This window comes from Pseudomonas asiatica, from assembly GCF_009932335.1.
Classification (GTDB): Bacteria; Pseudomonadota; Gammaproteobacteria; order Pseudomonadales; family Pseudomonadaceae; genus Aquipseudomonas; species Aquipseudomonas asiatica.
In genome coordinates, this window is the sequence record NZ_BLJF01000001.1 from 1307006 (window position 1) to 1330843 (window position 23838).

At 63.7% G+C, this 23838-nt stretch carries 23 protein-coding genes; 11 read left to right on the forward strand and 12 right to left on the reverse strand.

Annotated elements, in window-relative coordinates:
* The first annotated feature begins 186 nt into the window (after positions 1–186).
* From GYA95_RS06175 to GYA95_RS06190, 4 genes are all read left to right on the forward strand, one after another.
* Positions 187–1221: an acyltransferase family protein gene (locus GYA95_RS06175; RefSeq protein ID WP_015269748.1), complete on the forward strand. Its 1035-nt coding sequence runs from the start codon at positions 187–189 to the stop codon at positions 1219–1221.
* A 58-nt stretch (positions 1222–1279) separates the two neighbouring features.
* The gene (nfuA, locus tag GYA95_RS06180) at positions 1280–1864 is read left to right on the forward strand and encodes a Fe-S biogenesis protein NfuA (RefSeq protein ID WP_003250416.1); all 585 of its coding nucleotides are present in this window, start codon (positions 1280–1282) and stop codon (positions 1862–1864) included.
* Between the two features lie 221 nt (positions 1865–2085).
* Complete coding sequence (locus GYA95_RS06185; RefSeq protein ID WP_024086651.1) at positions 2086–2694, forward strand: SCO family protein; 609 nt, start codon at positions 2086–2088, stop codon at positions 2692–2694.
* The gene (locus tag GYA95_RS06190) at positions 2695–3177 is read left to right on the forward strand and encodes a copper chaperone PCu(A)C (protein ID WP_015269749.1); all 483 of its coding nucleotides are present in this window, start codon (positions 2695–2697) and stop codon (positions 3175–3177) included. It begins immediately after the preceding gene.
* 44 nt (positions 3178–3221) lie between these two features.
* On the opposite strand, the gene GYA95_RS06195 is transcribed toward GYA95_RS06190, so the two are convergent.
* The 8 genes from GYA95_RS06195 to GYA95_RS06230 all read right to left on the reverse strand — a co-directional run bounded on the left by GYA95_RS06195 (position 3222) and on the right by GYA95_RS06230 (position 8953).
* Positions 3222–3449, reverse strand: coding sequence for a hypothetical protein (locus GYA95_RS06195; protein WP_003260451.1), 228 nt, complete (start codon positions 3447–3449; stop codon positions 3222–3224).
* 72 nt (positions 3450–3521) lie between these two features.
* Positions 3522–4355: an AraC family transcriptional regulator gene (locus GYA95_RS06200; RefSeq protein WP_015269750.1), complete on the reverse strand. Its 834-nt coding sequence runs from the start codon at positions 4353–4355 to the stop codon at positions 3522–3524.
* Positions 4352–4666, reverse strand: a complete 315-nt coding sequence (locus tag GYA95_RS06205; RefSeq protein ID WP_003260448.1) for an AzlD domain-containing protein — start codon at positions 4664–4666, stop codon at positions 4352–4354. Before GYA95_RS06205 ends, GYA95_RS06200 begins: the two co-directional genes overlap by 4 nt.
* Complete coding sequence (locus tag GYA95_RS06210) at positions 4663–5355, reverse strand: AzlC family ABC transporter permease (RefSeq protein ID WP_013971958.1); 693 nt, start codon at positions 5353–5355, stop codon at positions 4663–4665. Before GYA95_RS06210 ends, GYA95_RS06205 begins: the two co-directional genes overlap by 4 nt.
* A 224-nt stretch (positions 5356–5579) precedes the next feature.
* Positions 5580–6275 (reverse strand): SEL1-like repeat protein, encoded by a 696-nt coding sequence (locus GYA95_RS06215; RefSeq protein ID WP_015269752.1) that lies wholly within the window; start codon positions 6273–6275, stop codon positions 5580–5582.
* A 138-nt stretch (positions 6276–6413) separates the two neighbouring features.
* On the reverse strand, positions 6414–7496 hold the full coding sequence (locus tag GYA95_RS06220; protein ID WP_015269753.1) for a hypothetical protein: 1083 nt from the start codon (positions 7494–7496) through the stop codon (positions 6414–6416).
* 39 nt (positions 7497–7535) lie between these two features.
* Positions 7536–8162, reverse strand: coding sequence for a LysE family translocator (locus tag GYA95_RS06225; RefSeq protein ID WP_015269754.1), 627 nt, complete (start codon positions 8160–8162; stop codon positions 7536–7538).
* A 2-nt stretch (positions 8163–8164) separates the two neighbouring features.
* A complete protein-coding gene (locus GYA95_RS06230) occupies positions 8165–8953 on the reverse strand; it encodes a YqcI/YcgG family protein (protein WP_015269755.1) in 789 nt (262 codons plus the stop codon).
* Positions 8954–9112: 159 nt separating this feature from the next.
* Between GYA95_RS06230 and GYA95_RS06235 the strand changes: the two genes are divergently transcribed.
* The 7 genes from GYA95_RS06235 (at position 9113) to GYA95_RS06265 (ending at position 20142) form a co-directional block, all read left to right on the forward strand.
* Complete coding sequence (locus GYA95_RS06235; protein WP_161551336.1) at positions 9113–10081, forward strand: LysR substrate-binding domain-containing protein; 969 nt, start codon at positions 9113–9115, stop codon at positions 10079–10081.
* A gap of 106 nt (positions 10082–10187) precedes the next feature.
* Entirely contained in the window at positions 10188–12548 is a 2361-nt protein-coding gene (locus tag GYA95_RS06240) for a DNA polymerase II (RefSeq protein WP_015269756.1), read from the forward strand.
* Between the two features lie 81 nt (positions 12549–12629).
* A complete protein-coding gene (locus tag GYA95_RS06245; protein WP_015269757.1) occupies positions 12630–17117 on the forward strand; it encodes an NEL-type E3 ubiquitin ligase domain-containing protein in 4488 nt (1495 codons plus the stop codon).
* A gap of 199 nt (positions 17118–17316) precedes the next feature.
* Positions 17317–17871 (forward strand): DUF4174 domain-containing protein, encoded by a 555-nt coding sequence (locus GYA95_RS06250; RefSeq protein WP_015269758.1) that lies wholly within the window; start codon positions 17317–17319, stop codon positions 17869–17871.
* Between the two features lie 163 nt (positions 17872–18034).
* Positions 18035–18526, forward strand: a complete 492-nt coding sequence (locus GYA95_RS06255; protein WP_013971966.1) for an HvfA family oxazolone/thioamide-modified RiPP metallophore — start codon at positions 18035–18037, stop codon at positions 18524–18526.
* Between the two features lie 76 nt (positions 18527–18602).
* Positions 18603–19451 carry an HvfB family MNIO-type RiPP peptide maturase gene (locus GYA95_RS06260; protein WP_015269759.1) on the forward strand — a complete coding sequence of 283 codons (849 nt, stop codon included), beginning with the start codon at positions 18603–18605 and terminating at the stop codon, positions 19449–19451.
* On the forward strand, positions 19444–20142 hold the full coding sequence (locus GYA95_RS06265) for an HvfC family RiPP maturation protein (RefSeq protein WP_015269760.1): 699 nt from the start codon (positions 19444–19446) through the stop codon (positions 20140–20142). Before GYA95_RS06260 ends, GYA95_RS06265 begins: the two co-directional genes overlap by 8 nt.
* 150 nt (positions 20143–20292) lie before the next feature.
* On the opposite strand, the gene GYA95_RS06270 is transcribed toward GYA95_RS06265, so the two are convergent.
* From GYA95_RS06270 to GYA95_RS06285, 4 genes are all read right to left on the reverse strand, one after another.
* Positions 20293–20781 (reverse strand): HvfX family Cu-binding RiPP maturation protein, encoded by a 489-nt coding sequence (locus GYA95_RS06270; RefSeq protein ID WP_015269761.1) that lies wholly within the window; start codon positions 20779–20781, stop codon positions 20293–20295.
* Positions 20782–20795: 14 nt separating this feature from the next.
* A complete protein-coding gene (locus GYA95_RS06275) occupies positions 20796–21413 on the reverse strand; it encodes a ferric reductase-like transmembrane domain-containing protein (RefSeq protein ID WP_015269762.1) in 618 nt (205 codons plus the stop codon).
* A gap of 248 nt (positions 21414–21661) precedes the next feature.
* Complete coding sequence (locus GYA95_RS06280) at positions 21662–22948, reverse strand: sensor histidine kinase (RefSeq protein WP_015269763.1); 1287 nt, start codon at positions 22946–22948, stop codon at positions 21662–21664.
* Positions 22945–23685 carry a response regulator gene (locus GYA95_RS06285; RefSeq protein WP_003250463.1) on the reverse strand — a complete coding sequence of 247 codons (741 nt, stop codon included), beginning with the start codon at positions 23683–23685 and terminating at the stop codon, positions 22945–22947. The genes GYA95_RS06280 and GYA95_RS06285 overlap by 4 nt, the downstream gene beginning before the upstream one ends.
* Positions 23686–23838 lie beyond the last annotated feature (153 nt).

Below are 23838 nucleotides of genomic sequence, written 5' to 3' on the forward strand. Positions count from 1 at the left end.
TTACCCTGCGGTCGGAACCGATGGGTGGTCCGGGGGCTGCTGTGCAGCCCAATCGCCGGCAAACCAGCTCCCACAAGGGCCGCACATGCCTGAAGGCTGCGCAGTACTTGTGGGAGCTGGCTTGCCGGCGATGGAGCGCAACGCGCTCCCAAAGGCCTCAATGCACCGGCAATTGCAGGGTTCTCCATGCTGTATTCGCTTCAGGCACTGCGGGCGTTCGCCGCCTGGGTGGTGGTCTGCCACCATTTCATGCAGATCTTCTTCGACTTCCAAGCCTCCGGCCCCATCGGCCAACTGCTCACCGACCGCGGCGCCGCAGGCGTCGACATCTTCTTCGTCATCAGCGGGCTGGTCATCTACCTGTCGACCTGCGACAAGGCCATCGAGCCCCGCCAGTTCCTGCTCAACCGGGCGCTGCGTATCGTTCCGGCCTACTGGTTCTACACGGCGCTGATGGCAACCTTGCTGCTGGCCTTCAGTCAATGGATGCCGCACCAGGCATTCACCTGGCACCACCTGCTGCTGTCGCTGCTGTTCATTCCGGCGGAAAACCCCGGTGGCTACGGCTTGTACCCGACCCTGAACGTGGGCTGGACGCTGAACTTCGAGATGTTCTTCTACCTGCTGTTCGGCCTGGCCTTCCTGGTGCGCCAGCGTCATCACCAGTTGCTGGTCACCGCCGCGCTGCTGCTGGCCAGCGAGATACTGGGCCGACTGGGCGTGCTCAGCCGCTTCTACAGCAACGACATCATCTACGAATTCCTGCTCGGCATCGGCCTGGGCGTGCTGCACCGTCGCGGGCTGATCCACCAGGGCCGCTGGCTGCCGTTGGCGTTGCTGGCGGTTGCAAGCCTTGCCATCTACCACCTGGACGCTTCCCGGCGCTTGCTGCACTGGGGCGTGCCGAGCGCAATGATCGTGCTGGCCTTCGTCGCCCTGGAACCAGTGTTCCGCGGCAACCGGCTGCTCAAGGCGCTGGGCGACTGTTCGTATTCGGTGTACCTGGTCCATGTGCTGGTGCTGTACGCAGGCTGGTTCGCCAGCCAGCGCCTGCAGTTGAACCCGTATCTGGTGTTCGCCCTGTGCGTGCCGTCCATTGGACTAATGTCGTGGTTCAGCTACCAGTGGCTGGAGCGCGGCCTGTACCGGCGCATGCAGGCCTGGCTGGCGGCGCCACGGGGGCAGGCCCCTGAATATGCGCTTTCCCGAGTCAAATACTAGGACTTTGTTCGAAGGCCGGGTTGGCGTACACTTGGCCGCAAGTCTGTGAGGAACCTACATGAGCGCTATAACCATTACCGACGCCGCCCATGACTACCTGGCCGATCTGCTCTCCAAGCAGAACACGCCTGGCATCGGCATTCGCATTTTCATCACCCAGCCGGGCACCCAGTACGCCGAAACCTGCATCGCCTACTGCAAGCCGGGCGAAGAGAAGCCTGACGACACCGCCGTGGGCCTGAAGAGCTTCACCGCTTACCTGGACGCGGTCAGCGTGCCGTTCCTGGAAGACGCACTGGTCGACTATGCCACCGACCGCATGGGTGGCCAGCTGACCATCAAGGCACCGAATGCCAAGGTGCCGATGGTCAACGAAGACAGCCCGATCAACGAGCGCATCAACTACTACCTGCAGACCGAGATCAACCCCGGCCTGGCCAGCCACGGCGGCCAGGTGAGCCTGGTGGATGTTGTCGACGACGGTATTGCCGTGCTGCAGTTCGGTGGTGGTTGCCAAGGCTGTGGCCAGGCCGACGTGACCCTGAAGGAAGGCATCGAGCGCACCCTGCTCGAGCGTATTCCCGAACTCAAGGGCGTGCGTGACGTGACTGACCACAGTCAGAAAGAGAACGCCTACTACTGAGGTTGACGCGCTCCTACAGGGATCGCGTTGAACCCTCTTCCTTAGCAACAAAGTGTTACTGTTTCAACCCCTGCGACAACAGGCCGCAGCCCGTATTCAAAGGGCTGCAGCCGATCCTTGCCTTCGTCGGGTAGAACCCCTCGGGGTGTCGTGCCAGAATGCCCCGGTTTTTCGACCGGCCCGTCCCGAGGGCCGGCACCTTCCCTGTAAAGGATGGTTTCATGAATGATCTATATACCCGGCGCGCAGTTGTCGCCGGGATGGGCGTTCTCGGGCTTGGCCTGCTGGCAGGCTGCAGCCCGGCCCGGGGGCTCGAGTTCAAGTACGGCAAGAACATGAGCAACGAAATCCTTGGGCGCAAGTTCAGCCTCAAGGACACCCAAGGCAATGTGCGCACCCTGTCGAGTTTCTACGGCAGCATGCCGATGATCTTCTTCGGCTTCACCCAGTGCCCGGCCGTGTGCCCGACCACCCTGGCGCGCGCGGCGCAAATCCGCAAGCTGCTGCGCGGCCGCGATCGCGACCTGTTCCAGGTGGTGTTGATTACCCTGGACCCGGAACGTGACACCCCCGAGGTGCTCGATGCCTACGTGAAGGCGTTCGACCCGTCGTTCACCGCGCTGACCGGCACCCCCGAGGAAATCGCCGCGGTGGCCAAGGAATTCAAGGTGTTCTACGAGAAAGTCCCGGCCGGTGATACCTATACCGTCTCTCACTCGTCCACAAGCTACGTCTACGATACGCGTGGCACCCTGCGCCTGAGCCTGGGCCATTCCCTTACCGCCCAGGAATGCGCCGAAGACCTGGTCACCCTGATGGAGATCTGCTGAATGTCGATGCAACCGATCAAGCGCGGCCTGGCTGCCCTGGTCCTGATGGGCCTGGCGCTGCCGGCCCTGGCCCAGACCACCGTAAGTGACGCCTGGGTGCGGGCAACCGTGCCGCACCAGCAGTCCACCGGTGCCTTCATGACCCTGACCGCCAGCAGCGACAGCAAGCTGGTGGGCGTGGCTTCGCCTGTGGCCAAGACCGTGCAGGTGCACGAGATGACCATGAACGGCGATGTGATGGGCATGCGTGAGGTCAAGGCGGTCGAGTTACCGGCCGGCAAGGCGGTGACCCTCGACCCGAATAGCCTGCATGTGATGCTGATGGGCCTGAACAACCAGGTGAAGGAAGGCGAGAAAGTGCCGCTGACCCTGACCATCGAAGATGCCAAGGGGGCCAAGGAAACCCTGGACGTGCAGGCCGAAGTGCGTGCGCTCAACGCCGAGGCGGGCGGCGGGCATGATCACATGCACATGAAGCACTGATCAGGCTGAACCCTTTGGGGGCTGCCAGGCAGCCCCCGGTTCAATCAGCTGCGAAACTTGGGCAGCGGTCTGTCCAGGGTCAGCGAGGTCAGGGTCTTGCGGACCTGGGCCTCATCAGCCTCCAGAGCCTTGAGGCTTGCGCGGATCTTGCCGGCGGCGGGCACGTCGCCCTGCCGGTCGATCCAGTCGGCTATCTCCTTGCAGGCACTGCTCAGGCAGGCCTGGCGCTGGTTCATCAGCGACAGGAGGGTGGTGAGCTCTCTTTCGGACATGGCAGGATCCTCCATTCAGCCTTGTCAGTGTAGCAGTGGCTGGCCGGCCTGCCTGAGGCCGGCTGTCGCAGCTCAGCCTTGCAGGCAGGCGCTGCGATAAGCCCCTGGCGTTACCCCGTAGGCCTGCTTGAACTGCCGGCTCAAATGGCTCTGGTCGGCAAAGCCCAGGTCGAACGCCACTTCCGAGGCCACCCAGCCACGCTTGAGCATTTCCCGCGCACGGGCCAGGCGCCGCTGTTTCAACCAGGCATGTGGCGGCAGGCCAGTGGCCTGGCGGAACACCCGGGCGAAGTGGAACGGTGACAGGTTGACCGCCGCCGCCAGGGCTTCGAGCGAGGGTGGGTCGGCCAGTTGGCTTTCCAGCAGCTCACGGGCGCGGGCCACTGCCAGCGGTTCGTGGCCAGGGGTGGCAGGATCGGCGCATTGCCCGTGCCGTTGCACCAGGGCCAGCACCGCCTGGCGCCAGGCGGTCTGCTGCTGCAGGGCACTGGCGCCGGCTTCGGACAGCTGGTGCAACTGGCTGAAGGCAAGCGCCAGGGCCGGGTCGTGGATCACGCTGTCCTTGAAGCTGGGCATGCCGTGGCGGCCCAGTTCCAGTTCGTCGAGCACCCCGGTTACCCGTTCATGTTCCGGGTAGAACCCACGGTAGCGCCAGCCCGCTTCGTGGGCGGTGGCACCGGTGTGCAGCTCGTCGGGGTTGATCAGCACCATGCTGCCGACCGGCGCCAGGTGCTCACTGCCGCGATGCCAGAAGCGCTGTGCGCCCGACTCGATCACGGTGAACACATAGCCTTCATGCACATGCGGGGCGAAGCGCTGCTGGAAATAACGCGCGTGCAGCATCTCGACGTCGCCCAGTGCCGGCGCCTGCCAGAGGTGTGTCTGTTCGCGCAGGGGCGTGCTCATGCCAGCCAGCTGCGCAAGAGGAAGAAGATCAACATGCTCACCAGCATGCTCAGCAACACGCTGCGGGTCAACAGCACCAGGGCGATGGCCACCAGCGAACCCAGCAGGTAAGGGTTGAGCAGGCTCAGGTCCAGCTGGTGCTCGGGCATGAATATGATCGGGCCGCAAATCGCGGTGAGCATGCCTGGCACGGCAAAGCCGAGGAACTGCCTGGCGTTGGAGCTCAGGCGCAAGGGCAGGCGCGGCTCCAGGAACGCATAGCGGTTGAGGAACACGATGGCGCCCATGGCAAGAATCAGGACCCAGGTCATGCGCGGGCTCCGGCGAATTTCTGGCAGACGAAACCGGCGCTCATGCCCAGCAGGCCTGCGGCCACCAGGGCGGTTTCCCAGTGCCAGTAGCTGAACAGCACCGAACAGAACAGCGACACCGCCACGCACACCAGCGTGGCCAGGTTGCGCACCAGCGGCGCGATCAGGGCGACGAAGGTGGCGACAATGGAAAAGTCCAGGCCGAGCTGGTCCAGGTGCGGAATGTTCTGCCCCAGCAGGATGCCGGCCAGGGTGAACAGGTTCCAGGCGACGTAGAAGGTCAGGCCCACGCCCAGGGCGTACCAGCGGTTGAACTGCTGCTGGTCGTACTGGCTGGTCAGGGCGAAGAACTCGTCGGTGAGCAGGAAGCCCAGGCCCAGCCGCCAGCGCAGCGGCTGGCTGGACAGCACCGGGCGCATCGTCAGGCCATACAGCAGGTGCTGCGAGGTCAGCAGCAGGGTGGTCAGCAGGATCGACGCCAGGTTGGCGCCGCCCTTGAGCATGCCGATCGCCACCAGTTGCGCGGCACCGGCGAAGACGATGGCCGACAGCCCTTGCCCCTCCCAGGCGCTGAGGTTGGCCTCGATGGCCATGGAGCCGGCCAGCAGGCCCCAGGGGGCGACGGCCAGGGACAACGGGAGAATGGCGATGGCGCCGTGGAGAAAGGCTTGGCGGGCGATGTGGGGCATGGTGGCTGCAGTGCGTGTACGTTGGCAGGCCAGCATGCCAGACGGGGCGGGGGATGGCTTGAACGATCTTGCTATGCCTGGGCACGGTCCCTTGTAGGAGCGGCCTTGTGTCGCGATGGGGCGCGCAGCGGCCCCGGCAATATCTGCGGCGAAGCTGAAATCCTGGGGCCGCTGCGCGCCCCATCGCGACACAAGGCCGCTCCTACACAGAAACCGCGTCCGTGTTACGGATGGCTGGTCAGGTGCTGCTGCGCCGTCACGCAGCCGTTGGTGTCCACGGCCTTCTGCAGCAGGCTCTGGCGGTGCTGCGGGTCCAGGTCGCCGAGCAGGCGGTATACCTCGGCCTGGTAGTCACGCTGGCGCCCCCACTGCATTTCCAGGCCTTGTGGCCGGTTGCGGTTGCAGGCCAGGTGCGTGGCCGGTTGCGGGTAGTAGGGCGCATACACGGTGGCCATGTTGGGGATGGCCTCCAGCGCAGTACGGTACTCGTTGCTGGCGTTGTAGGGAGGGCACCAGGTGGCGATGGCCGGTGCCGGTGCGGCAAAGCCCTGCCTGAGGCTGGCTTCGAGCAACGGGCAGGCGGCATCCGGGATTTGCGCGGCGGGCAGGTAGGTCATGTAGTACAGCGCCAGGCGGTACTGTGCGACCGGGTGGCCCAGCTCCACGGACTTTTTCAGCAAGGCGACCGCGGTCGGCAGGGTGTGGGCCATTGCCTGGCCCTGGCGGCTGAGCTCCGGGTCGCCGCCGATGGCCGTGCGCAGCGTGCTGGCGCCGTCGTCCTGGTTGTCGGCCTGCTCCAGCAGGGGCAAGGCCTGGCGGTAGAGCAGGTCGGCATGAGGGTCGATGCGCACCTCCAGCGCGTGCGCAGCCAGTGGCATCAGGGCGATCAACAGCGGGGGCAAGCGAAGCATGCGGCTCACAGGCAAGCTCCAGAGGGTGCCAGGTACTGATGGAAGGCTTCGATGTTCATGGCGGTCAAGCGTGCGCCTCGGGCAGATCGGAACGACGGCCTATTCTAGCCACCCAAGGGGCCTGGCCGAAAGACCACCCGGCAATTCTCAGACGAGCTTGATCGGCGTGACCTTGCGCTGGGCATGTTTTTCCTGGGCCAGGCCAAGCTTGGCGGTAATGACCTTGGCAAGGGCATTGTTGCCCAGGTCGTTCAAATGCAGGCGGTCGATGAACAGGTCGGCGCCGAACACCGGCGAGCTGCTGAGCATGCAATTCATGTCGTAGCAAGGCACCGGGTCGGCCTGGCTCTTGATACGGCGGAAGAAGGCCGAGTGCAATTGGCTGTCGAATGCGCCGTCCAGCAGCCGGTCGAAATTCGCCGGTTGCCGCTGAAGCGCATCCAGCATCGCCTCCTCGCCAGCGGGCACGCTATCCCGGCACCAGGGCAGCAACGGCTGCAGGATGAAGGTGAGGGTGGAGTGGCTGTCTGCCAGCAGCCGGTCCCATTGGCGCAAGGTCCGGCCAATGTTGTCGGCGGCTCGGGTGAGGCGCTTTTCCGGAGGCGACAGCGACCAGGTGGCAGGTATCGCGGCCGGGGGCGTGACCAACGCCTGACCGATGCGCCGCCACAGCGATTGCCGACGTGGCGTTGTCGTGGGCTGCATGCCTTCGCTGAAACTGTTGAGAAAGTCCTGATAGGCCTTGGCGTGCCGCGGGTCGTTCAGGTTTTCGAGGACTTCGCAGAGGGCTTCGTGTGCCAGGGTGTTGAGGCCGCTGAGCACCACCACATGGCCAAGCTGGCCAAGGCGGTGCTGGTGGGTCAGGAACATCAGCAGCTCCTGGCTCGCATTGAGCCCGCAGCCGGCCAGGCTCAGCCAGACTTCGCCAGTAAGCATCGACAGGTGCGAGGCCACCGTGTGTTCGTCGGAGCTGGCACCGATGCCCAGCGCCGCGGAACCGCCGACCAGCAGGTTGACACGTGATGCACCACCGCGTTCGGCCACCGAAAAACGCTTGCCGGCGCAATGGCTGTATCGCAGGCCCAGGGCATCGGTATTGATGGTGCCGGAGCGGTAGCCGGTTTCGTGCACACGCACGGTGTGCGGTGCACGCCGGCTGCCCAGCAGCAGAAAGCGCTGGTAGTCCTGTTGCAACGGCGAAGGTGAAGGGCTCGTGTCAATCGCAGTCATGGGGTCTCCTTCTCTCGCAGCGGGCACCGTGCATCACATTCAGGCCGCCAGCTCCCTGACGTTGTACAGCAGGCCGCCGGCGGCAATCAGCAGCAGGGCGACCCCCGAGGCCAGGCTGATCATGCGGTTGCTGCGTTGCGAGGCGATCTTGCCGATGGCGAAGATGTAAAGGCTGAGCACGGCAAAATCGATGGCCACCCACAGCAACGACAGCACCACCATGCTCTTGCCGAATGACTCGGTGATCTGGATGAACTGCGGGAAGAAGGCGATGAAGAAGATGATGTCCTTCGGGTTGGAGATGCCCACCATGAAACCTTGCAGCAGCCCGCCGCGGCCAGGCTTGGCGAGGTCGCTTGGCGCCTCGGTTGCAGGCGCCTGCAGGGCTTCCCGCAACGTGCCGACGGCGATGTAGCCGATGAACAGGCAACCCAGCAGGCTCATGGCGCTGAGCCAGGCCTTGTCGATGGCGGCGCTGGTGAGAATGATCCAGGCCGCTGCGCCGATCAGCACCAGTGATGCCCAGTTGGTGCCGACAGCGGTGAACATGGCCTTGCGTGAGCCGGAGGCGGCCGCGGTGTTGACGATCAGTGCCACCACCGGGCCGGGGGTGGCGATCAGTAGCAGGACAGTCAGGGCGTAGGTAGCGGTGAGTGCGGTATTCACGGTCAGGTCTCGATCAGTATGTCGGGTGTTGCCGGCTGTACGGCATGGGCGTGGAACGGGCAGCGGGACGGGTTGAGCGACCCTGCCTCCTGCAGTTGGTACTGCTTCCACTCGTAGTTGTCGGCATCGCCGAAGAAGCCAAGGGTGTCGGGCATGACGCCGTCGTTGTAGTGGTGCACGCGCTCGCGGATGCGTTCGCGGATACGATGGCCGCTTTCGGTGTTGACGTTGGCCACTTCGTCGAAGTTCGCCCGCGGGTTGATGACGAAGGTAATGTGTGGCCCCAGGTTGCGGCTTTTCATCTGCTGGTGGCCGGGGAAGTTCATGTTGATGAACAGCGGCATGCCGGCAAAGCAGAACGACCAGGCATTGTCGTCGGGGTCGGTCGGGATGCCCTGCGGCCAGGGATGCGGGTCGCGCGCGTGCACACCACGCAACACCTTCCAGGCCAGCGCCTGTTGCTCGGCCAGTGTGTAGTCGGCGGCGGTTTCGAGAAACACCACCAGTGGGCTGCCGATACGCTGCTTGGGTGGGATAGGTGCGACGGTGCGCACGTAGTCGGCCAGGCCCATGGCGATGTCATCGGCCAGTTGCCCGGCTCGGGCGAAGAGGATGTGGCAGGTTGCGCCGTTTACCGCCTTGCGGCCGAACAGGCAGGGAAACTCGGGGTTGGCGAGGACACTGCGAAAATGTTCTACGGCTTTGTAGGTCCAATGTCGCGTGTTGCGCACATGGTCAGCGGCCAGCTCTAGCGCATCCAGGCGATAGCAAGTTCCATAACCCGTCGACATGATTTCCCCAGGCGTAAATTTGATGAACGTTCAAGTCACATGCAGGCAGGATCTTGGTTATGTTTATTATTTACCTGCATTTTCCGAGACGTCCTTGACGTTGTAAAACGCGTGGAACTATGACCTACTATTAGTCTTACTCATGCTCGGGGCGTCGCCATGTCGGAACGGATTCAGGCTTTGCACGCGCTGCGTGCCTTCGAGGTAGCCTCTCGCTATGGCTCATTTACCCGTGCCGCGGAAGAGCTGGCCCTGACCCAGGGCGCCGTCAGCCACCACATCAAGACCCTCGAAGCCATGTTCGGCTGCGACCTGTTCGAACGCCGCGGGCCGAAGCTGGCCCTGACCGAGCACGGCCGCCTGCTGGCGCAGGAACTCAAGGTTGGCTTCAAGATCATCGAAAATGCCTGCGCCCTGTTGCGCCAGGACCGCTACGGCCTGCGTCTGAAGGCACCGTCCACGCTGACCGTGCGCTGGCTGCTGCGTGCGCTGGATGCGTTCAAGAAGACCGAGGACAACTGCAGCGTGCAGCTGTCCAGCGTGTGGATGGACATCGACAGCGTGGACTTCTATTCCGAGCCCTACGACTGTGCGATCCTCCTGGCCAACGGGCGTTTTCCCGCCGATATCGAGAGTTTCAAGCTGTTCGATGAATGGCTGATCCCGGTGTGCCACCCGGATTACATGGCCCAGGCGCAACCGGACCTTGCCGATCTGGCCCAGTGCGAATTCCTGCACCCGTCCCCTGACCGGCGCGACTGGCGGCGCTGGCTGGCTCGCATGGACGCGCTGGACATCAGCATCGACCACGGGCAAGTGTTCGATACCCTCGACCAGGGCATCTCGGCCGCACAGCAAGGCCTGGGTATTTCGGTGGTCGACCTGGTGCTGGCCAGTGCCGACCTGCTGGCCGGGCGCCTGGTTACGCCGTTCAAGCACGCGGTGGCCACCGGCGACGGCTATTACATGACCTGGCTCAAGGCCAGCCCCAAGGCGCGGCAGATGCACAAGCTGCGCGAGTTCCTGCTTGGCCAGGTGCCACCGCTGCCCTGCAAGGACATCAATTACCTGTACGGCTGCACACGCGTTCGAGCATGCGCCCGGCCGTCGGCAAGCGCCCGGCGCTGAAAATATTTCGGCAAACACCTGCTGGCCCCAACAAAATGCGCTGCGACGGTGCGTCAGCGGTAGAATCGCCGCAATCAGCACAACAAACGATTCAGAGGTCGACGCGGTGGAGTTGCAGCAGGGCTTTGTCCTGACCCGACATTGGCATGACGCGCCCGAAGGCACCTTCGTGGAGTTCTGGCTGGCCACCGACCAGGGGCCACGGCAGCTGCGCCTGGCGCCACAGGCATCGGTGGCATTCATCCCCCAGGCGCAGGAAGCGCACGCACGGGTGCTGCTGGCCAACGAAGCCGGTGTCGAGCTGCGGCCGCTGCAGCTGAAGGACTTTGACCACCGCCCGGTGCTGGGCCTGTACTGCCGCCAGCACCGGCAACTGATGCAGTTGGAGCAACGCCTGCGCACGGCCGGTATCGAGGTGTTCGAAGCCGATATTCGCCCGCCCGAGCGCTACCTGATGGAGCGCTTCATCACCGCCCCGGTGCAGTTCACCGGCCAACCGGATGCCCAAGGCGTGCTCTGCGATGCCCAGCTCAAGCCCCTGCCGGGTTATCGCCCGCCGCTGCGCCTGGTGTCGCTGGACATCGAGACCAGCGAGCGGGGCGAGCTGTACAGCATTGCCCTGGAAGGCTGTGGCCAGCGCCAGGTGTACATGCTCGGGCCGGCCAACGGCACGGCTGATGGCCTGGACTTCGACCTGCACTACTGCGCCGACCGCGCCGACATACTGGCCTGCCTCAACCTGTGGATGGCCGAGCACGACCCGGATGCAATCGTCGGCTGGAACCTGATCCAGTTCGACCTGCGCCTGCTGCACGAGCACGCCAAGCTGCTGCAGGTACCACTGGCACTGGGACGCAATGGCGCGCCGATGACCTTGCGCAGCCATGCCGGTGGTGGCCACGTGTTCGCCGATGCCCCGGGGCGGCTGCTGATCGACGGCATCGAGGCGCTGCGCTCGGCGACCTGGAGCTTCCCGTCGTTCAGCCTCGAAAGTGTCGCCCAGACCTTGCTCGGTGAAGGCAAGGCCATCGATACGCCGTACCAGCGCATGGATGAAATCAACCGCCGCTTCGCCGAGGACAAGCCGGCGCTGGCGCGCTACAACCTCAAGGATTGCGAGCTGGTGACGCGCATCTTCGCCCACACCCGCCTGCTCGAATTCTTGCTGGAGCGGGCCTCGGTCACCGGCCTTGCGGTGGACCGCAGCGGTGGCTCGGTGGCTGCGTTCTGCCACTTGTACATTCCGCAGATGCACCGCCTGGGCTTCGTCGCGCCCAACCTCGGTAGCCGCCCCGACGAAGCCAGCCCCGGTGGCTTCGTCATGGATTCGCGCCCGGGCCTGTACGACTCGGTGTTGGTGCTGGACTACAAGAGCCTGTACCCGTCGATCATTCGTACCTTCCTGATCGACCCGGTGGGGCTGGTCGAAGGTTTGCGCCTGCCCGACGATGAACACTCGGTGGAAGGCTTCCGGGGTGGGCGTTTTTCCCGTAGCGAGCATTGCCTGCCGGCCATCGTCGAGCGGGTATGGCAGGGCCGGGAAGCAGCCAAGCGCGAGGGCAATGCGCCGCTGTCGCAAGCGCTGAAGATCATCATGAATGCCTTCTACGGGGTGTTGGGTTCGAGCGGCTGCCGCTTCTTCGACCCGCGCCTGGCTTCCTCGATCACCATGCGCGGCCACCAGATCATGCGCCAGACCCGTGCGCTGATCGAAGCCAGGGGCTACGAGGTGATCTACGGCGATACCGACTCCACTTTCGTCTGGCTCAAGGGCGCCCACGGCGAGGAGACTGCAGCACGCATCGGCCGTGAGCTGGTGGCCGAGGTCAACCAGTGGTGGCGCGAACACCTGCGCGAGCAGATGAGCCTGGATAGCGCGCTGGAGCTGCAGTTCGAGGTGCATTACCGGCGCTTCCTGATGCCCACCATCCGCGGTACGGACGAAGGCAGCAAGAAGCGCTACGCCGGGCTGGTGCAGCGGGCCGATGGCAGCGAGCAGATGGTCTACAAGGGCCTGGAGTCGGTGCGTACCGACTGGTCGCCGCTGGCCCGGGAGTTCCAGCAGGAGCTTTATGGCCGGATATTCCGCGGGGAGCCTTACCAGGCGTATGTGCGCGATTATGTACGGCGCACCCTGGCGGGCGAGCTGAATGAGCTGATGGTGTACCGCAAGCGTTTGCGCCGGCCGCTAGTCGATTACCAGCGCAATGTGCCACCGCACGTGCGTGCGGCCCGGCTGGCCGATGACTACAACCGCCGCCTTGGCCGCCCGTTGCAATACCAGCGCGGCGGCTGGATCAGCTATCTGATCACCCTGGCGGGCCCCGAACCCCTGGAAAACCTGCAAGCGCCGGTGGACTACGAGCATTACCTGACGCGGCAGCTGCAGCCGGTGGCCGATGCCATCCTGCCTTTTGTTGGCGACAGTTTCGAAGGGTTGACCGGCCAGCAGCTGGCGCTGTTCTGAAGAGGTGGTACCTATCTAGCTTATCGCTTGGCAAGCCTGCGTCTAGTGTCGGGCCTTTTGATCAGCCCGAGGCGCAACAACGTGACTACACCCAGCCAGGAACAACCGCCAACTGCCGATACGCTGGCCATGGAGCAGGCCTATCAGGACAACCTCATCGTCAAGCGACTGCCCAGATGGATTCGCCGGCTGCGAATCGTATCGCTGACCGAGCAGAACATCCCGGCCAACGGTCTGTATGAATCGCAGCATGCTGCATTACGCGACGCGTTGAAAGACAGCCTGGCCTGTCGACAGTGGCTGGAAAAGGAGCTTGCGCGAATCGAGGGCATCGACCGTTTCGTCAAGCCGCTGCTTCGACACGCCATGCAGGAAGAATTCGGCACCACGGAAAATGTCGATGGCCTGTATTTCAGGCGCTGGTACACCTACACCGCTCCCAGCCAGGGCACCGTGTGGGGGCGCTACCCGGTGGTGGAAAAGGACTATTTCGACGTACCGCTGATCGAGGCGGCACTGGACAACTTCACGCCGGGCGAGGGGCGGAACGAACAGCACAAGGACAACTGCATCGTCGACAGCCTGTCGCAACGGCTCCCCTCACCAACCGCGCCAGCCTTCGCACGCTTGTGCCGCAAGCTGGATCTGGGCAGGCGCTATCAACAGCACCTGGACAGTGTACTCAAAGCGCCGAGCAGCCAGGCAAGCGGCTGGCGCAGCATGGCTTCGACGCTTGCCCAGCTTTACAGCTCGGTCATGCTGATCGATGCGTGCAAGGCCAAGAGTGATGGCGTACTGAACGCCGCTGAACTGGAACTGGTGGTGGACCTGTGCAAGCACGGACGCCCCGGCACGCTCTACGAATCGAAAGTGGTGGCCCGGCAACTGAAGGCGTTCGGCTGCGACTTGCAACAGATCGTGATACTCGATGTATTTCATGACAAGGTCAGCCGCAAGATCATTGTCTATATTCCCGATGACCCCCACGGTCCCTGGACCGCAAGCCCCGACCTGGAAAGCTTCACCCGCAAGGTCTTGGGCAAGCGTCTGCGAGACAAGCGCTATCAGGATTTCTTCAAACGCTTCGTACGCCGGCGCGACAGCCAGCAGTTCTTCTCCAGGGTTGCCAAGGAACTGGTGGGCGTCGCCGATTGGGCAACTCGGGAAATGGACCAGCACATGCGGGACTACCCGCTGCCGTTGTTCGACCAACTTGCCGCCGCGCGCATTGCCCATATCAAGGACGATGCTGCGCTGATTGCAACGCCGGTGTCAGACCTTGACCGCAAGGCCCAGGAAGCCCATCGGCAAAGGTTGGTTGCCGAGGGTTGGACCCTGGCCACGGTGGCGGGCGTGTTCATCCCCGCACTCAATGCACTGCTGCTGGCGGTAATGGTCTGGGACCTGCTGGGCGAGCTGTTCCAGGCCGTTGAAGACTGGCGCGAGGGCGATACCAGCGCCGCAATGGAGCATGTGCTCAACGTGACCAAAGACCTGGCCGTGATCGGTGTCACCGCCGTGGTATGGCGGGAAGCGAGCCGGGCCTGGGCCGCATTGGACCAGTGGGTGCCAGCGCGCCTGGAAGACGGCAGCGAGAAGCTCTGGAATGGAGACCTGGTGCCGTTTCGCAGCGCTGCACCTCCCGCTGGGGAAGTGGCCGATGCAATGGGCATCTACCGTGCCCAGGACAGAAGCTGGATGATCATGGACGGCCACAACTACGAAATCGTCCAGCGCGCAGATGAAGAGTGGCAACTGGCACCACGAGGTGGTCATGGACCTTTGTTGCGTCACAATGACGCCGGTGCCTGGCGGCTATGGACCGAGCAACCGGCCAGCTGGACAGACAAGCACAGGATGTTCCGCCGCCTTGGTGAGCGTTTCGCTCGCCTGGATGATGAACAGATTGACCAGGCCATGGCCGTCCATGCTCTGGATGCAGACCATCTACGGGCGCTGCATGTGTACGGCCGGCCACCTGAGGCCGAGCTGGTCGATACCGTAGAGCGCCTGCTGATCGATCGCCGGCTGCAAACCCTGCTGGACGATTTGAAGCTCGGGCGGGTGCCGGAGGACGCGCCGTTGCTGGCGAAGGCCCGCGCCCTGCCTGGCGTCACCGAGCAGGGCGGGCCAGCATTGGCGGCGCAGGTCTCGGCAAGGCGGCGCCAGCTGTTTCAAAAGGTGTATGACGGGCAGCAGGAGCCAGACGATGCGGCGGTGGCAACCTTGCGCAAGGCGTTCCCGAGCCTGCATTGCCGAGCGGCGCGCGAGCTTGTGGGCGAGCTGTCGGCAGAAGGTGCGGAATTTCAGGCACTGGTCGGCGGCACAGTGCCGCTCCGGTTGGTCGAAAGGGCCAGGCTGAGCGTACTGCGCATACGCGTTGCGCGTGCCTGCGAGGCGCTGTTCATCGAGACGCCCCAGACCCTGGACCAGGCCAAGGTCGCGCTGACACTGTTGGAGACTCTGGATGTCAGGGAGACCAGGCCGCGCTGGCGGCTGTACGATGGCGGTAGCCCGCAGCCGATAATGACTACTGCTGGCGACGGGCAGAACTACAGGCTTGTGCATGACAACGGGCGGTTCGAGCTTGAGGACGCGTTAGGCCTCGAGCTGCGCGGCCCCGGCGAGCTGTTCGAGACCTTGGCGGAAGCGTTTGCCCCGGCCGATCATGCGGCACTCGGTATCACTGAACCCTACGCCCCGAGTTTGAGAGCAGTGTTGGCTCGGCAAATGCCCGGGCACAGCAGGGTACTCGCCCAGGTGTTGGGCAAAAACCCTCGACAGCCATGGATGCTGGCGCCAGTGCGCCTGGAGGATGGCAGGGTCGGATACCCGCTGGGCGGCTGCCAGGGATGCTTTGCCCGGTCTGCGTCTCGACCCCGGGCGTTCGAGGCGCGCCTGCGCGACCTTTACCCAGCGTACAGTGATGAGCAGATCGAAGATTGGCTGACCACCTTGCATGCTTCGGGGCGTGATACCGACACCGAACTCGGTGTGCTCGAAGAGCAGGCCCGCAGGTTGAACGACCACCTGAAAAGCTGGGAGTGGCGAGGGTTGCTGAATCGCGATCGACCCGAGCGCAAGCGGTTTCGCAAAGCACTCATGCAATGCTGGCGGGAACGGGTGCCCGCTCAGGTTCTCGCTCAGCATGAACGTCTGACGGTAACTTGGCAGTTCAGCGCGTATGACCTGCGCTCATTGCCTGAATTGGGCCCACTCTTCAGCTTCCCGCACGTTACCGAGCTTTCCCTGCGCAGCCTGTTGCTGAAGGAGGTACCAGAGCAATTCCTGCTTTCATTCCCCAATCTGAGCTCGCTGGAACTGAGCTACAACAAGTTGCAACGTCTGCCAGAGAGCCTGTCGTTGCTCAATGACTTGCGCATACTCGACTTGTCCGGCAATCGCATCTCTCTGGACGAGTCCCAGGCTCAAGTGCTGGCGCAATGCAGCCGGTTACGCTACCTGAACCTTTCGCACAATCGCTTGAACATGACCTTTTCTGTGGCGCAGATGAACCAGTTGGCCGAACTGCGTTTGCGCAATGCCGGGTTGGTATTGCTGCCCGAGGGCATCACGGATTGTCAGACGTTGTACATGCTCGATGCTTCCAACAACTTCATCAATCTGTTGCCCCCTAACTTCATCCAGTCCCGGTTGTGGCGGGAAGGCTACGTGGCGCTGTCAGGCAATCCTGTGCTGCTGCAACAGGCTGAAGATGTGCAGGAGGCCTGGAACATTCCGGAGGACAGTTCAGTCCCTCACAGGTTTCGTTGGATGGACCGCCTGGACGGTGTGGAACGCGAAAATCTGGGTATCCGCTGGAGCACTATCGAGCAAATGGATGGGGTGACGAACTTCATGCAACTGCTGAAACAGCTTACGCGCTCGCAAGACTTCACCCATCCTCGATATGGGGAAATGCTGGCCTCACGCGTTCTGGCCATGATGGAAAAGGTGGACAACTCAGCAGCACTGGCCAATGAAATTTTCGCCCATGCACTGGTCGAGAACTGCGCCGACAATGCCACGGTGGTCTTCCAGCAGCTTGAAATCCGATGCCTTGTGTGGGACGCCGAGCAGGCTGCCCCCTCTGGCAGCCAGGAACAAGCCCTGGTGAAACTGGCGCGGCAGTTGTGGAGGCAACAGGAGGTTGACTTCATCGCCTTGCGCGAGGCTGAGGCTGCAGGTGCGGGCAATGAGTCGATCGAATGGGCGCTGGCCTACTCGATCCGCTTGCGCGAGGACCTGGGCCTCCCTGGCAACGCGCGGAGCATGCTACACGCGGGCATCCCGGACCTGGATGACGCTTCGGTGATGCGCGCGGCTGATCAAGTCAGGCGTAACGAGACAGACCAATCGGTGGCAGTGTGGATGGTCCAGCAACCGTTCTGGAGAAATTATCTCGAGAAACGCTACGTGCGCGAACTGGAAGTGCCGGCCAGTTTTCAGAACCAGTTGGCAGAGGATGCAGATGCCGAGGACGCCGCCAGGTTGATGGCGGAAATCAGGCTTTGGACCGAGAAGACCGAACTCCAACTGACCATCGAGGCTCTGCAACGGCCGGTATGACCAGGGCGCATTGGACTATGCTCAAGCTACAAGTGATAGAGGTACTTTTTCGGGCTCGGGACGGGGAGCGACCGCACTTGGTAACCGCCGGTTACTGTTCATTCAAACATGGAGGCCTTTTGCTGGTTTACGCTCGCTTGTCGGATCTTTCGCCCTGATCTGTAGTCTTCTGGTTTATCGAGAGAATAAGGAGATACGCATGCTCGTCCGGTCACTGACCCTCGCCACCTTGCTCGCGCTCGTCGGCCCTGTGTTTGCTGCCGACAGTGACGCGCCGCTGGCCAAGGAACTGGGCAAGGCCAGGCCCTTGGTCGTCATTGCGCCCAGCAGCGCCGACCCGACGTTGCGTGGGTTGAACGAGGCTCTCAAGGATCCGGCCACCCAGGCCGCCTTCAAGGAGCGAAACCTGGTGCTCTACAGCGTTGCCAACATGATGGGCAAGCGTGAGGACAAGAACCTGGAGCAGCAGACTACCATGGCCTTGATCCGCGAGTTGAAGCTGGGTGCCAGCAAAGGCACCAAGGTGATCCTGGTGGGCAAGGACGGTGAACGGCACATGCTCAAGGACGATGAGGAGGGCGGGGCCATTGACCCGCAGGTTATTTTCAAGGCGGTCGATGAGCTGCCTGCCAGCGAAAAAGCCATGACGGCGCCCGAACCTGTGGCTGCAGCGGCACCGGAAGCCAAGGCCAAGGACAGCAAGCCCGCCAAGCCCGCCAAACCTGCCGCGCCGCCCAAGCCGCTGGAAGACTGACCCTGCACGACGGCCCCGAGGCACCTTGGGGCCGTTGTGTATCCCACTGTATCTGCCCACGCTGCAGACCCATTCCCATACAAAACCGCACCCCGCGCGATACATCCACGACATACCGCAACGGCCTAATGGCTCCACATTCCAACCACAGTGGAGCGACACCATGACTCAAGTACGAAACACCCTCGGCCTGCTCGGCGCTGCCCTGATCGGCAGCATGGCTTTGAGCAGCAGCGCTTTTGCCGTCGAGCCGTTGGCCCAGGGTTACCAGCTGGCTTCGGCCAAGGTGGCAGGCGAGGGCAAGTGTGGTGAAGGCAAATGTGGTGGCAGCGCAAAGGCCACCCAAGGCGAAGGCAAATGCGGTGAGGGCAAGTGCGGCGCCAGCGCCAAGGCCGGGGCCGAAGGCAAGTGTGGCGAGGGCAAGTGTGGTGATGCCTCGTTCGCCAAGACCGACAGCAACCACGACGGCAAGGTCTCTCGCGACGAGTTCCTGGCGGTGGCCAAGGACCGTGCCGGCGACTTCGACAAGATCGACAGCAACCATGATGGCTTCATCTCCGAACAGGAGGCGGCGGATCACCTCAAGGCGATCTACCAGGCTAATGGCAAGGCCATGCCCGAAGGATTGTTCAGCCACCTGACCGGCAAGTCCTGACCTTCTGCCCCATGAACCGCGCAACGCCCCTCCTGCTGGTCAGGCGGGGCGTTGTGCCTGTTGCGGAGACCTGTTCATGCACCCCACATCTTTGCCCCCTGCACCGTTACAGACCGGGCTTGGCCTGCGCCGCGGCCTGTTGCCGGAACTGCTGGCCATGGAGGCTGGCGCCGTGGACTTCCTGGAATGCGCACCGGAAAACTGGATTGCCGTGGGTGGTGCCTATGGCAAGGGCCTGGCGCAGTTGGCCGAGCGTTTTGCCATTACCTGCCACGGGCTGTCGTTGTCGCTGGGTGGCAGCGAGCCGCTGGACCGCCATTTCCTTGGCCAGACCCGCCAGTTTCTCGATCGCCACCAGGTGCGCCTGTACAGCGAGCACCTGAGCTACTGCAGTGATGACGGGCACCTGTATGACCTGATGCCCATTCCGTTCACCGACGAAGCGGTGCACCATGTGGCCGCGCGGATTCGCCAGGCCCAGGAACACCTGGAGCGGCGTATTGCCGTGGAAAACATCAGCTACTACGCGGCGCCGTACCAGGCGTTGAGCGAACTCGATTTCATCCGTGCGGTCCTCGATGAGGCCGACTGCGACCTGCTGCTGGACGTCAACAACGTATTCGTCAACGCCTGCAATCACGGCTACGACGCCCGCGAATTCCTGGCGGGCTTGCCCCAGGCGCGGGTCACCGGCATGCACGTGGCTGGCCATTACGATGAAGCGCCGGACCTCAAGGTAGACACCCATGGGGCTGCGGTGAAGGAGGATGTGTGGGCGCTGTACGCGGTCGCCTGTAAGCGTTTCGGTGTGCAACCGACGGTACTCGAGCGTGATTTCAACTACCCGCCGCTGGTCGAACTGCTCGCCGAAACGGCGCGCATCCGTGCTGTGCAGCGTGCTTCTGGAGGGCATGCAGATGAATGAGGCCTTGCGTGAGCAGCAGTACACCTTGGCCCGACACCTGCGTGACCCGCAGCGCCATGCGCCGCCGCCGGGCGTGGAGGCCCGGCGCCTGAAGGTTTACCGCGAGCTGTTCTATGGTGCTATCGAAGGTTTGCTGGCCGGCAGTTTTCCGGTGATGCGCCAGGCGTTGGGTGAACCGCGCTGGCATGCCCGAGTGCGAGACTTCTATGCCAACTATCGCAGCCAGACACCGTTGTTCACCGAGATTGCCGAAGCGTTCGTCGATTACCTGCAAGGCATCGAACTGGATGCACCCTGGCAGCTGGAGCTGGCGCACTATGAGTGGGTCGAGGCGCAGTTGTATCTGAGCGATGCGCAGGACCCGCCCCATGACCCGGCAGGCGACCTGCTGGAAGGGGAGCCACTGTTGTCGTGTGTGGCGCGGGTGTTGGCCTATCGCTGGCCGGTGGAGCGGATCGGGGCGGATTACCAGCCAGCGGTCGCGCCAGAGGCGCCGACCTTGTTGCTGGTTTATCGCGATGCGGGGCTGAAGGTGCGCTTCGCGCGCCTGGCGCCGCTGGCGTACCGGTTGCTGGCGCTGGAACAGGGCAGTGGGCGGGCGCGGTTGCAGGCGTTGGGCGGTGCTGTGGAGGAGGGGCTGGCGTTGCTGGAGGGGCTGCGCGAGCAGGGGGTCATCATCGGTACATGTTGAATCGTGGTATTGGGGCGCTTTGCGCCCAATCGCCGGCAAGCCAGCTCCCACAGGTACAGCGCATGCCCAGAATCTTGCGCAGTACCTGTGGGAGCTGGCTTGTCGTGGCGACGAACCGCGGCGATGGGCTGCAACGCAGCCCCGGCGATATCACCTGCAGAACCGCCCTCTGAGCCAATGATCCAGGCTCAACCGCCCAGCCTCTTTCAGCAGCAGTGGCAGCAACGCCACCAGGTAGATCAGCGGCAGCTTGAAGTTGCCAAAGCCCTGGTCGGTAATCGCATAACCTTGGGCCAGTTCGGCCAGGCTCGACCAGTGCGCCGGCCAATGCACCGCGGCAATCGCCACCACGGTCACCACCATCAGCCCAAACGAGGCCAGCCGGGTACCCAGCCCCAACAACAGCAGTAACGGCAGGATCAGCTCCGCCCACATCGACAGCTGCCAGTTCAGCTCTGCAGGCAGCAGGTTGAAGGGGAACGGGAAGTTCGCCTGCAGGTCGGCGAACCAGTTGCTGCCATTGAATTTCTCCCAGCCGGATTCAAAAAACTCCCAGGCCAGAAACAGCCGCAATGGCAGGTCGGCGCTCCAGGTACCGAAGCGGTCGAAGGTGGTCAGGGTGCGGGTCAAGGTGGTCATGCTGGATTCTCTCTTCAGGAAAGGGCACGGGCGTTACGGCGTTGCTGACGGGCCAGCTTGGCGGTGAGCTTGACGGCGATGGCGCTGAACATCAGGGCGAACGCCAGCGGGTACCAGCCGCCCATGGGGATGCGTTTGTAGAACGACAGGCAGAACACCGCGGCCAGTACCCACATGCCGGTACTGTGCAGGGCCTGCCAGGCATGGCCACCCAACAGGCGCATCGGGGCCTTGAACGAGGTGATGGTGAGCAGCAGCAGGAACAGGTAGCCGAGGGTGCCGGGCAGGCTGGAAGTAAACGTGCGGCCGGCCCAGAACAGCTCGGGGAATTGCTGGGCATAGCGGTAGATCAGTACGCCGTGCACGGTGTGGGAAAAGGCGAATGCCAACCCCAGATAGCGCCGTTCCTGGAGGATGCGGCGGCTGCTGGTGCCAGGCAGCAAGGTCACCAGCGACGAGGCCAGAAAGGCCAGCAGGAATAGCGCGAAGGAGCTGCGCGCAGTGGCACGGATCGCACTGCGCAGGCCGTCCGGATCAGGTTGGCTGGCCAGGACCACGGCGGTCATCGCCAGGGTCAGGCCGGCGAGCGTGGCGAACAGCTTCCAGCCGGAGGGAAGGGTGAGGGGTTTCATCAGGGAGGCTCCCGGGGTGTGGTTGTGTGACCGGGAGTGTGTCGGGGTGGGGTATCTGCAGTGTGTCGGCGGTGGTGGGGTTGTGTATCGGATTGTAGAAGTCGCTCAAGCGCCGCAGTCCCTGTAGGAGCGGCCTTGTGTCGCGATGGGCTGCGAAGCAGCCCCAGGTTTTCAGCTTCGCCGCATGAATTGCCGGGGCCGCTTTGCGGCCCGATCGCGACACAAGGCCGCTCCTACCTGAGATTGCCTTACTTCAGCTCGATCTGCGCGCACAGCCCGCCGCCTGCGCGGTTGCTCAGGGTCAGTCGGCCGCCCATGGCCTGGATCAGCTGATGGGCAATCGCCAACCCCAGCCCGGTGCCGCCGGTGCTGCGGTTGCGTGAGCCTTCCACGCGATAGAACGGCTTGAGTACTTCATCCAGTTCGCCACCGGGGATGCCTGGCCCGTTGTCGAGCACTCGGATCACGGTCAGGTCCCCTTCGCGGCATACCTCCAGCTCGGCAGCACCAGCAAACTTGAGGGCGTTGTCCACCAGGTTCACCAGCACCCGACGCAGGGCATGCGGGCGGGTTTCCAGCAGGCTGCCGCTGCTGCCATGGCGCAGCACCTGGGCACCACTGTCCTGGTAGTCGAACACCAGGCTGTCGAGAAAGGCATCGAGGTTGACCCGGCACGGTGCCTCGGTGCTGGTATCCATGCTGCGGGCATAGGCAACGCCTTCGCGCACCAGATGCTCCATCTCGCCAAGGTCGTTCCACAGCTTGTCCTTCTCTACTCCTTCGTCCATCACTTCGACACGCAGTTTCATGCGCGTGATCGGTGTTTGCAGGTCGTGGGAAATGGCCGCCAGCAACTGCATGCGTTCCTTGAGGTAGGCAGCGATGCGCGCCTGCAGGGCGTTGAAGGCCACGGCGGCGTAGCGCACCTCGCGCGGGCCGCTTTCATCCAGCTGCACGCCAGGCTTGTCCGGGTCGAGATTGTCCACCGCGCGGGCCAGGCGGGTCAGCGGGCCGATCGCCAGGCGTACCGCCAGCCAGGTGCACAGCAACAGCACGGCCAACTGGATCAGCAGCACCACGGGCAGCCAACGTGCCACCGGGAGCGGCGACGGGGTTACGTCGATGGTCAGCGGAGCGCCATCGGCGAGGGTCAGGTGGGCCTGGAAGTGCGCATTCGGGCCGGGGATTTCCTGGAAGGAAAGGCGATAGTCGGCGCCAATGGCCTTGACGATCGAGTCCGCGGCCATGGGCGGGTCGCTGGTCGGCATGGCTTCGCCCGCCAGGCCCTGGTCCAGCCGGTAGCGGTAGGTACGCCGCTCCAGACGCGGCAGCCAGGCGGGGCGCTCGGCCGCGGGCAGGCGGTCGAGGATGGCCACCGAGGTGGCCACGTCCTGCTCCAGGGTGCTGAGCATCATCGAGCGGCTGCTGATGTAGCGCTCGTAGGCCTGCAGGCCGAACGACAGGCCGTAGGCCAGCACCAGGCCGGTGAAGAAGATAAGTGCCAGGCGCGAGGCCAGGGTACGTGGCCACTTCATGATGGTGACTCGAGCAGTTGCACCGGCAGCGAGAACACGTAGCCCTCGCTGCGCACGGTCTTGATGCAGCTGGGTTCGCGGGCGTCGTCACCCAGGCGCTGGCGCAGGCGGCTGACCAGCAGGTCGATGGAGCGGTCGAAGATGTCGGCTTCGCGGCCCTGGGTCAGGTTGAGCAACTGCTCACGGCTGAGCACCCGCTGCGGGTGGTCGAGAAACACCCGCAGCAGGCGGTATTCGGCACCGCTCAGGGCTACCAGGGTGCCTTCGCTGTCGAGCAGGTGGCGCGCGGTGGTGTCCAGCCGCCACTGGCCGAAGCCGAGCAGGCGGCTGCTTTCGCTGATGGTCAGGTTGGGCGGCAGCATGCGCGTGCGGCGCAGCACGGCGTTGATGCGGGCCAGCAGTTCGCGGGCCGAGAACGGCTTGGTCAGGTAATCGTCGGCGCCCATTTCCAGGCCGATGATGCGGTCGGTTTCGTCGTTGCGGGCGGTCAGCATCAGCACCGGGGTGTTGCGGTGCTTGCCGGCGCGCAGCTCGCGGCACAACAGCAGGCCGTCGTCGCCGGGCATCATGATGTCCAGAACGATCAGGTCGACGCTGTTGGCTTCGAGAAAGGCGCGCATCTGCCGGCCGTCGGCGACGATGCTGGTGCGCAGGCCGTTCTTCTTCAGGTAGTTACCGACCAGTTCGCGGATTTCGCGGTCGTCGTCGACGATCAGGATGTGATCGACGTGTTCCATGCGCTGCGTTCCTGTTCAAGAGGGGATGGGCGCAGTGTACCGAGCGCGTTCGCGCTTGCCTGCGGGGGTTTGTATTGCAGTGTATCTGCCATGCGTACAGACACAGGAGGAAGCACATCACAGCTTCGGGCGACACATACGGGATACCTGGCC

Coding starts and splice junctions, on each gene's coding strand:
- GYA95_RS06220 (WP_015269753.1), bottom strand. CDS start 7,496: ATGACTGCGATTGACACGAGCCCTTCACCTTCGCCGTTGCAACAGGAC.
- GYA95_RS06185 (WP_024086651.1), top strand. CDS start 2,086: ATGAATGATCTATATACCCGGCGCGCAGTTGTCGCCGGGATGGGCGTT.
- GYA95_RS06230 (WP_015269755.1), bottom strand. CDS start 8,953: ATGTCGACGGGTTATGGAACTTGCTATCGCCTGGATGCGCTAGAGCTG.
- GYA95_RS06250 (WP_015269758.1), top strand. CDS start 17,317: ATGCTCGTCCGGTCACTGACCCTCGCCACCTTGCTCGCGCTCGTCGGC.
- GYA95_RS06175 (WP_015269748.1), top strand. CDS start 187: ATGCTGTATTCGCTTCAGGCACTGCGGGCGTTCGCCGCCTGGGTGGTG.
- GYA95_RS06190 (WP_015269749.1), top strand. CDS start 2,695: ATGTCGATGCAACCGATCAAGCGCGGCCTGGCTGCCCTGGTCCTGATG.
- GYA95_RS06255 (WP_013971966.1), top strand. CDS start 18,035: ATGACTCAAGTACGAAACACCCTCGGCCTGCTCGGCGCTGCCCTGATC.
- GYA95_RS06260 (WP_015269759.1), top strand. CDS start 18,603: ATGCACCCCACATCTTTGCCCCCTGCACCGTTACAGACCGGGCTTGGC.
- GYA95_RS06270 (WP_015269761.1), bottom strand. CDS start 20,781: ATGACCACCTTGACCCGCACCCTGACCACCTTCGACCGCTTCGGTACC.
- GYA95_RS06275 (WP_015269762.1), bottom strand. CDS start 21,413: ATGAAACCCCTCACCCTTCCCTCCGGCTGGAAGCTGTTCGCCACGCTC.
- GYA95_RS06205 (WP_003260448.1), bottom strand. CDS start 4,666: ATGACCTGGGTCCTGATTCTTGCCATGGGCGCCATCGTGTTCCTCAAC.
- GYA95_RS06280 (WP_015269763.1), bottom strand. CDS start 22,948: ATGAAGTGGCCACGTACCCTGGCCTCGCGCCTGGCACTTATCTTCTTC.
- GYA95_RS06195 (WP_003260451.1), bottom strand. CDS start 3,449: ATGTCCGAAAGAGAGCTCACCACCCTCCTGTCGCTGATGAACCAGCGC.
- GYA95_RS06200 (WP_015269750.1), bottom strand. CDS start 4,355: ATGAGCACGCCCCTGCGCGAACAGACACACCTCTGGCAGGCGCCGGCA.
- GYA95_RS06235 (WP_161551336.1), top strand. CDS start 9,113: ATGTCGGAACGGATTCAGGCTTTGCACGCGCTGCGTGCCTTCGAGGTA.
- GYA95_RS06265 (WP_015269760.1), top strand. CDS start 19,444: ATGAATGAGGCCTTGCGTGAGCAGCAGTACACCTTGGCCCGACACCTG.
- GYA95_RS06285 (WP_003250463.1), bottom strand. CDS start 23,685: ATGGAACACGTCGATCACATCCTGATCGTCGACGACGACCGCGAAATC.
- GYA95_RS06210 (WP_013971958.1), bottom strand. CDS start 5,355: ATGCCCCACATCGCCCGCCAAGCCTTTCTCCACGGCGCCATCGCCATT.
- nfuA (WP_003250416.1), top strand. CDS start 1,280: ATGAGCGCTATAACCATTACCGACGCCGCCCATGACTACCTGGCCGAT.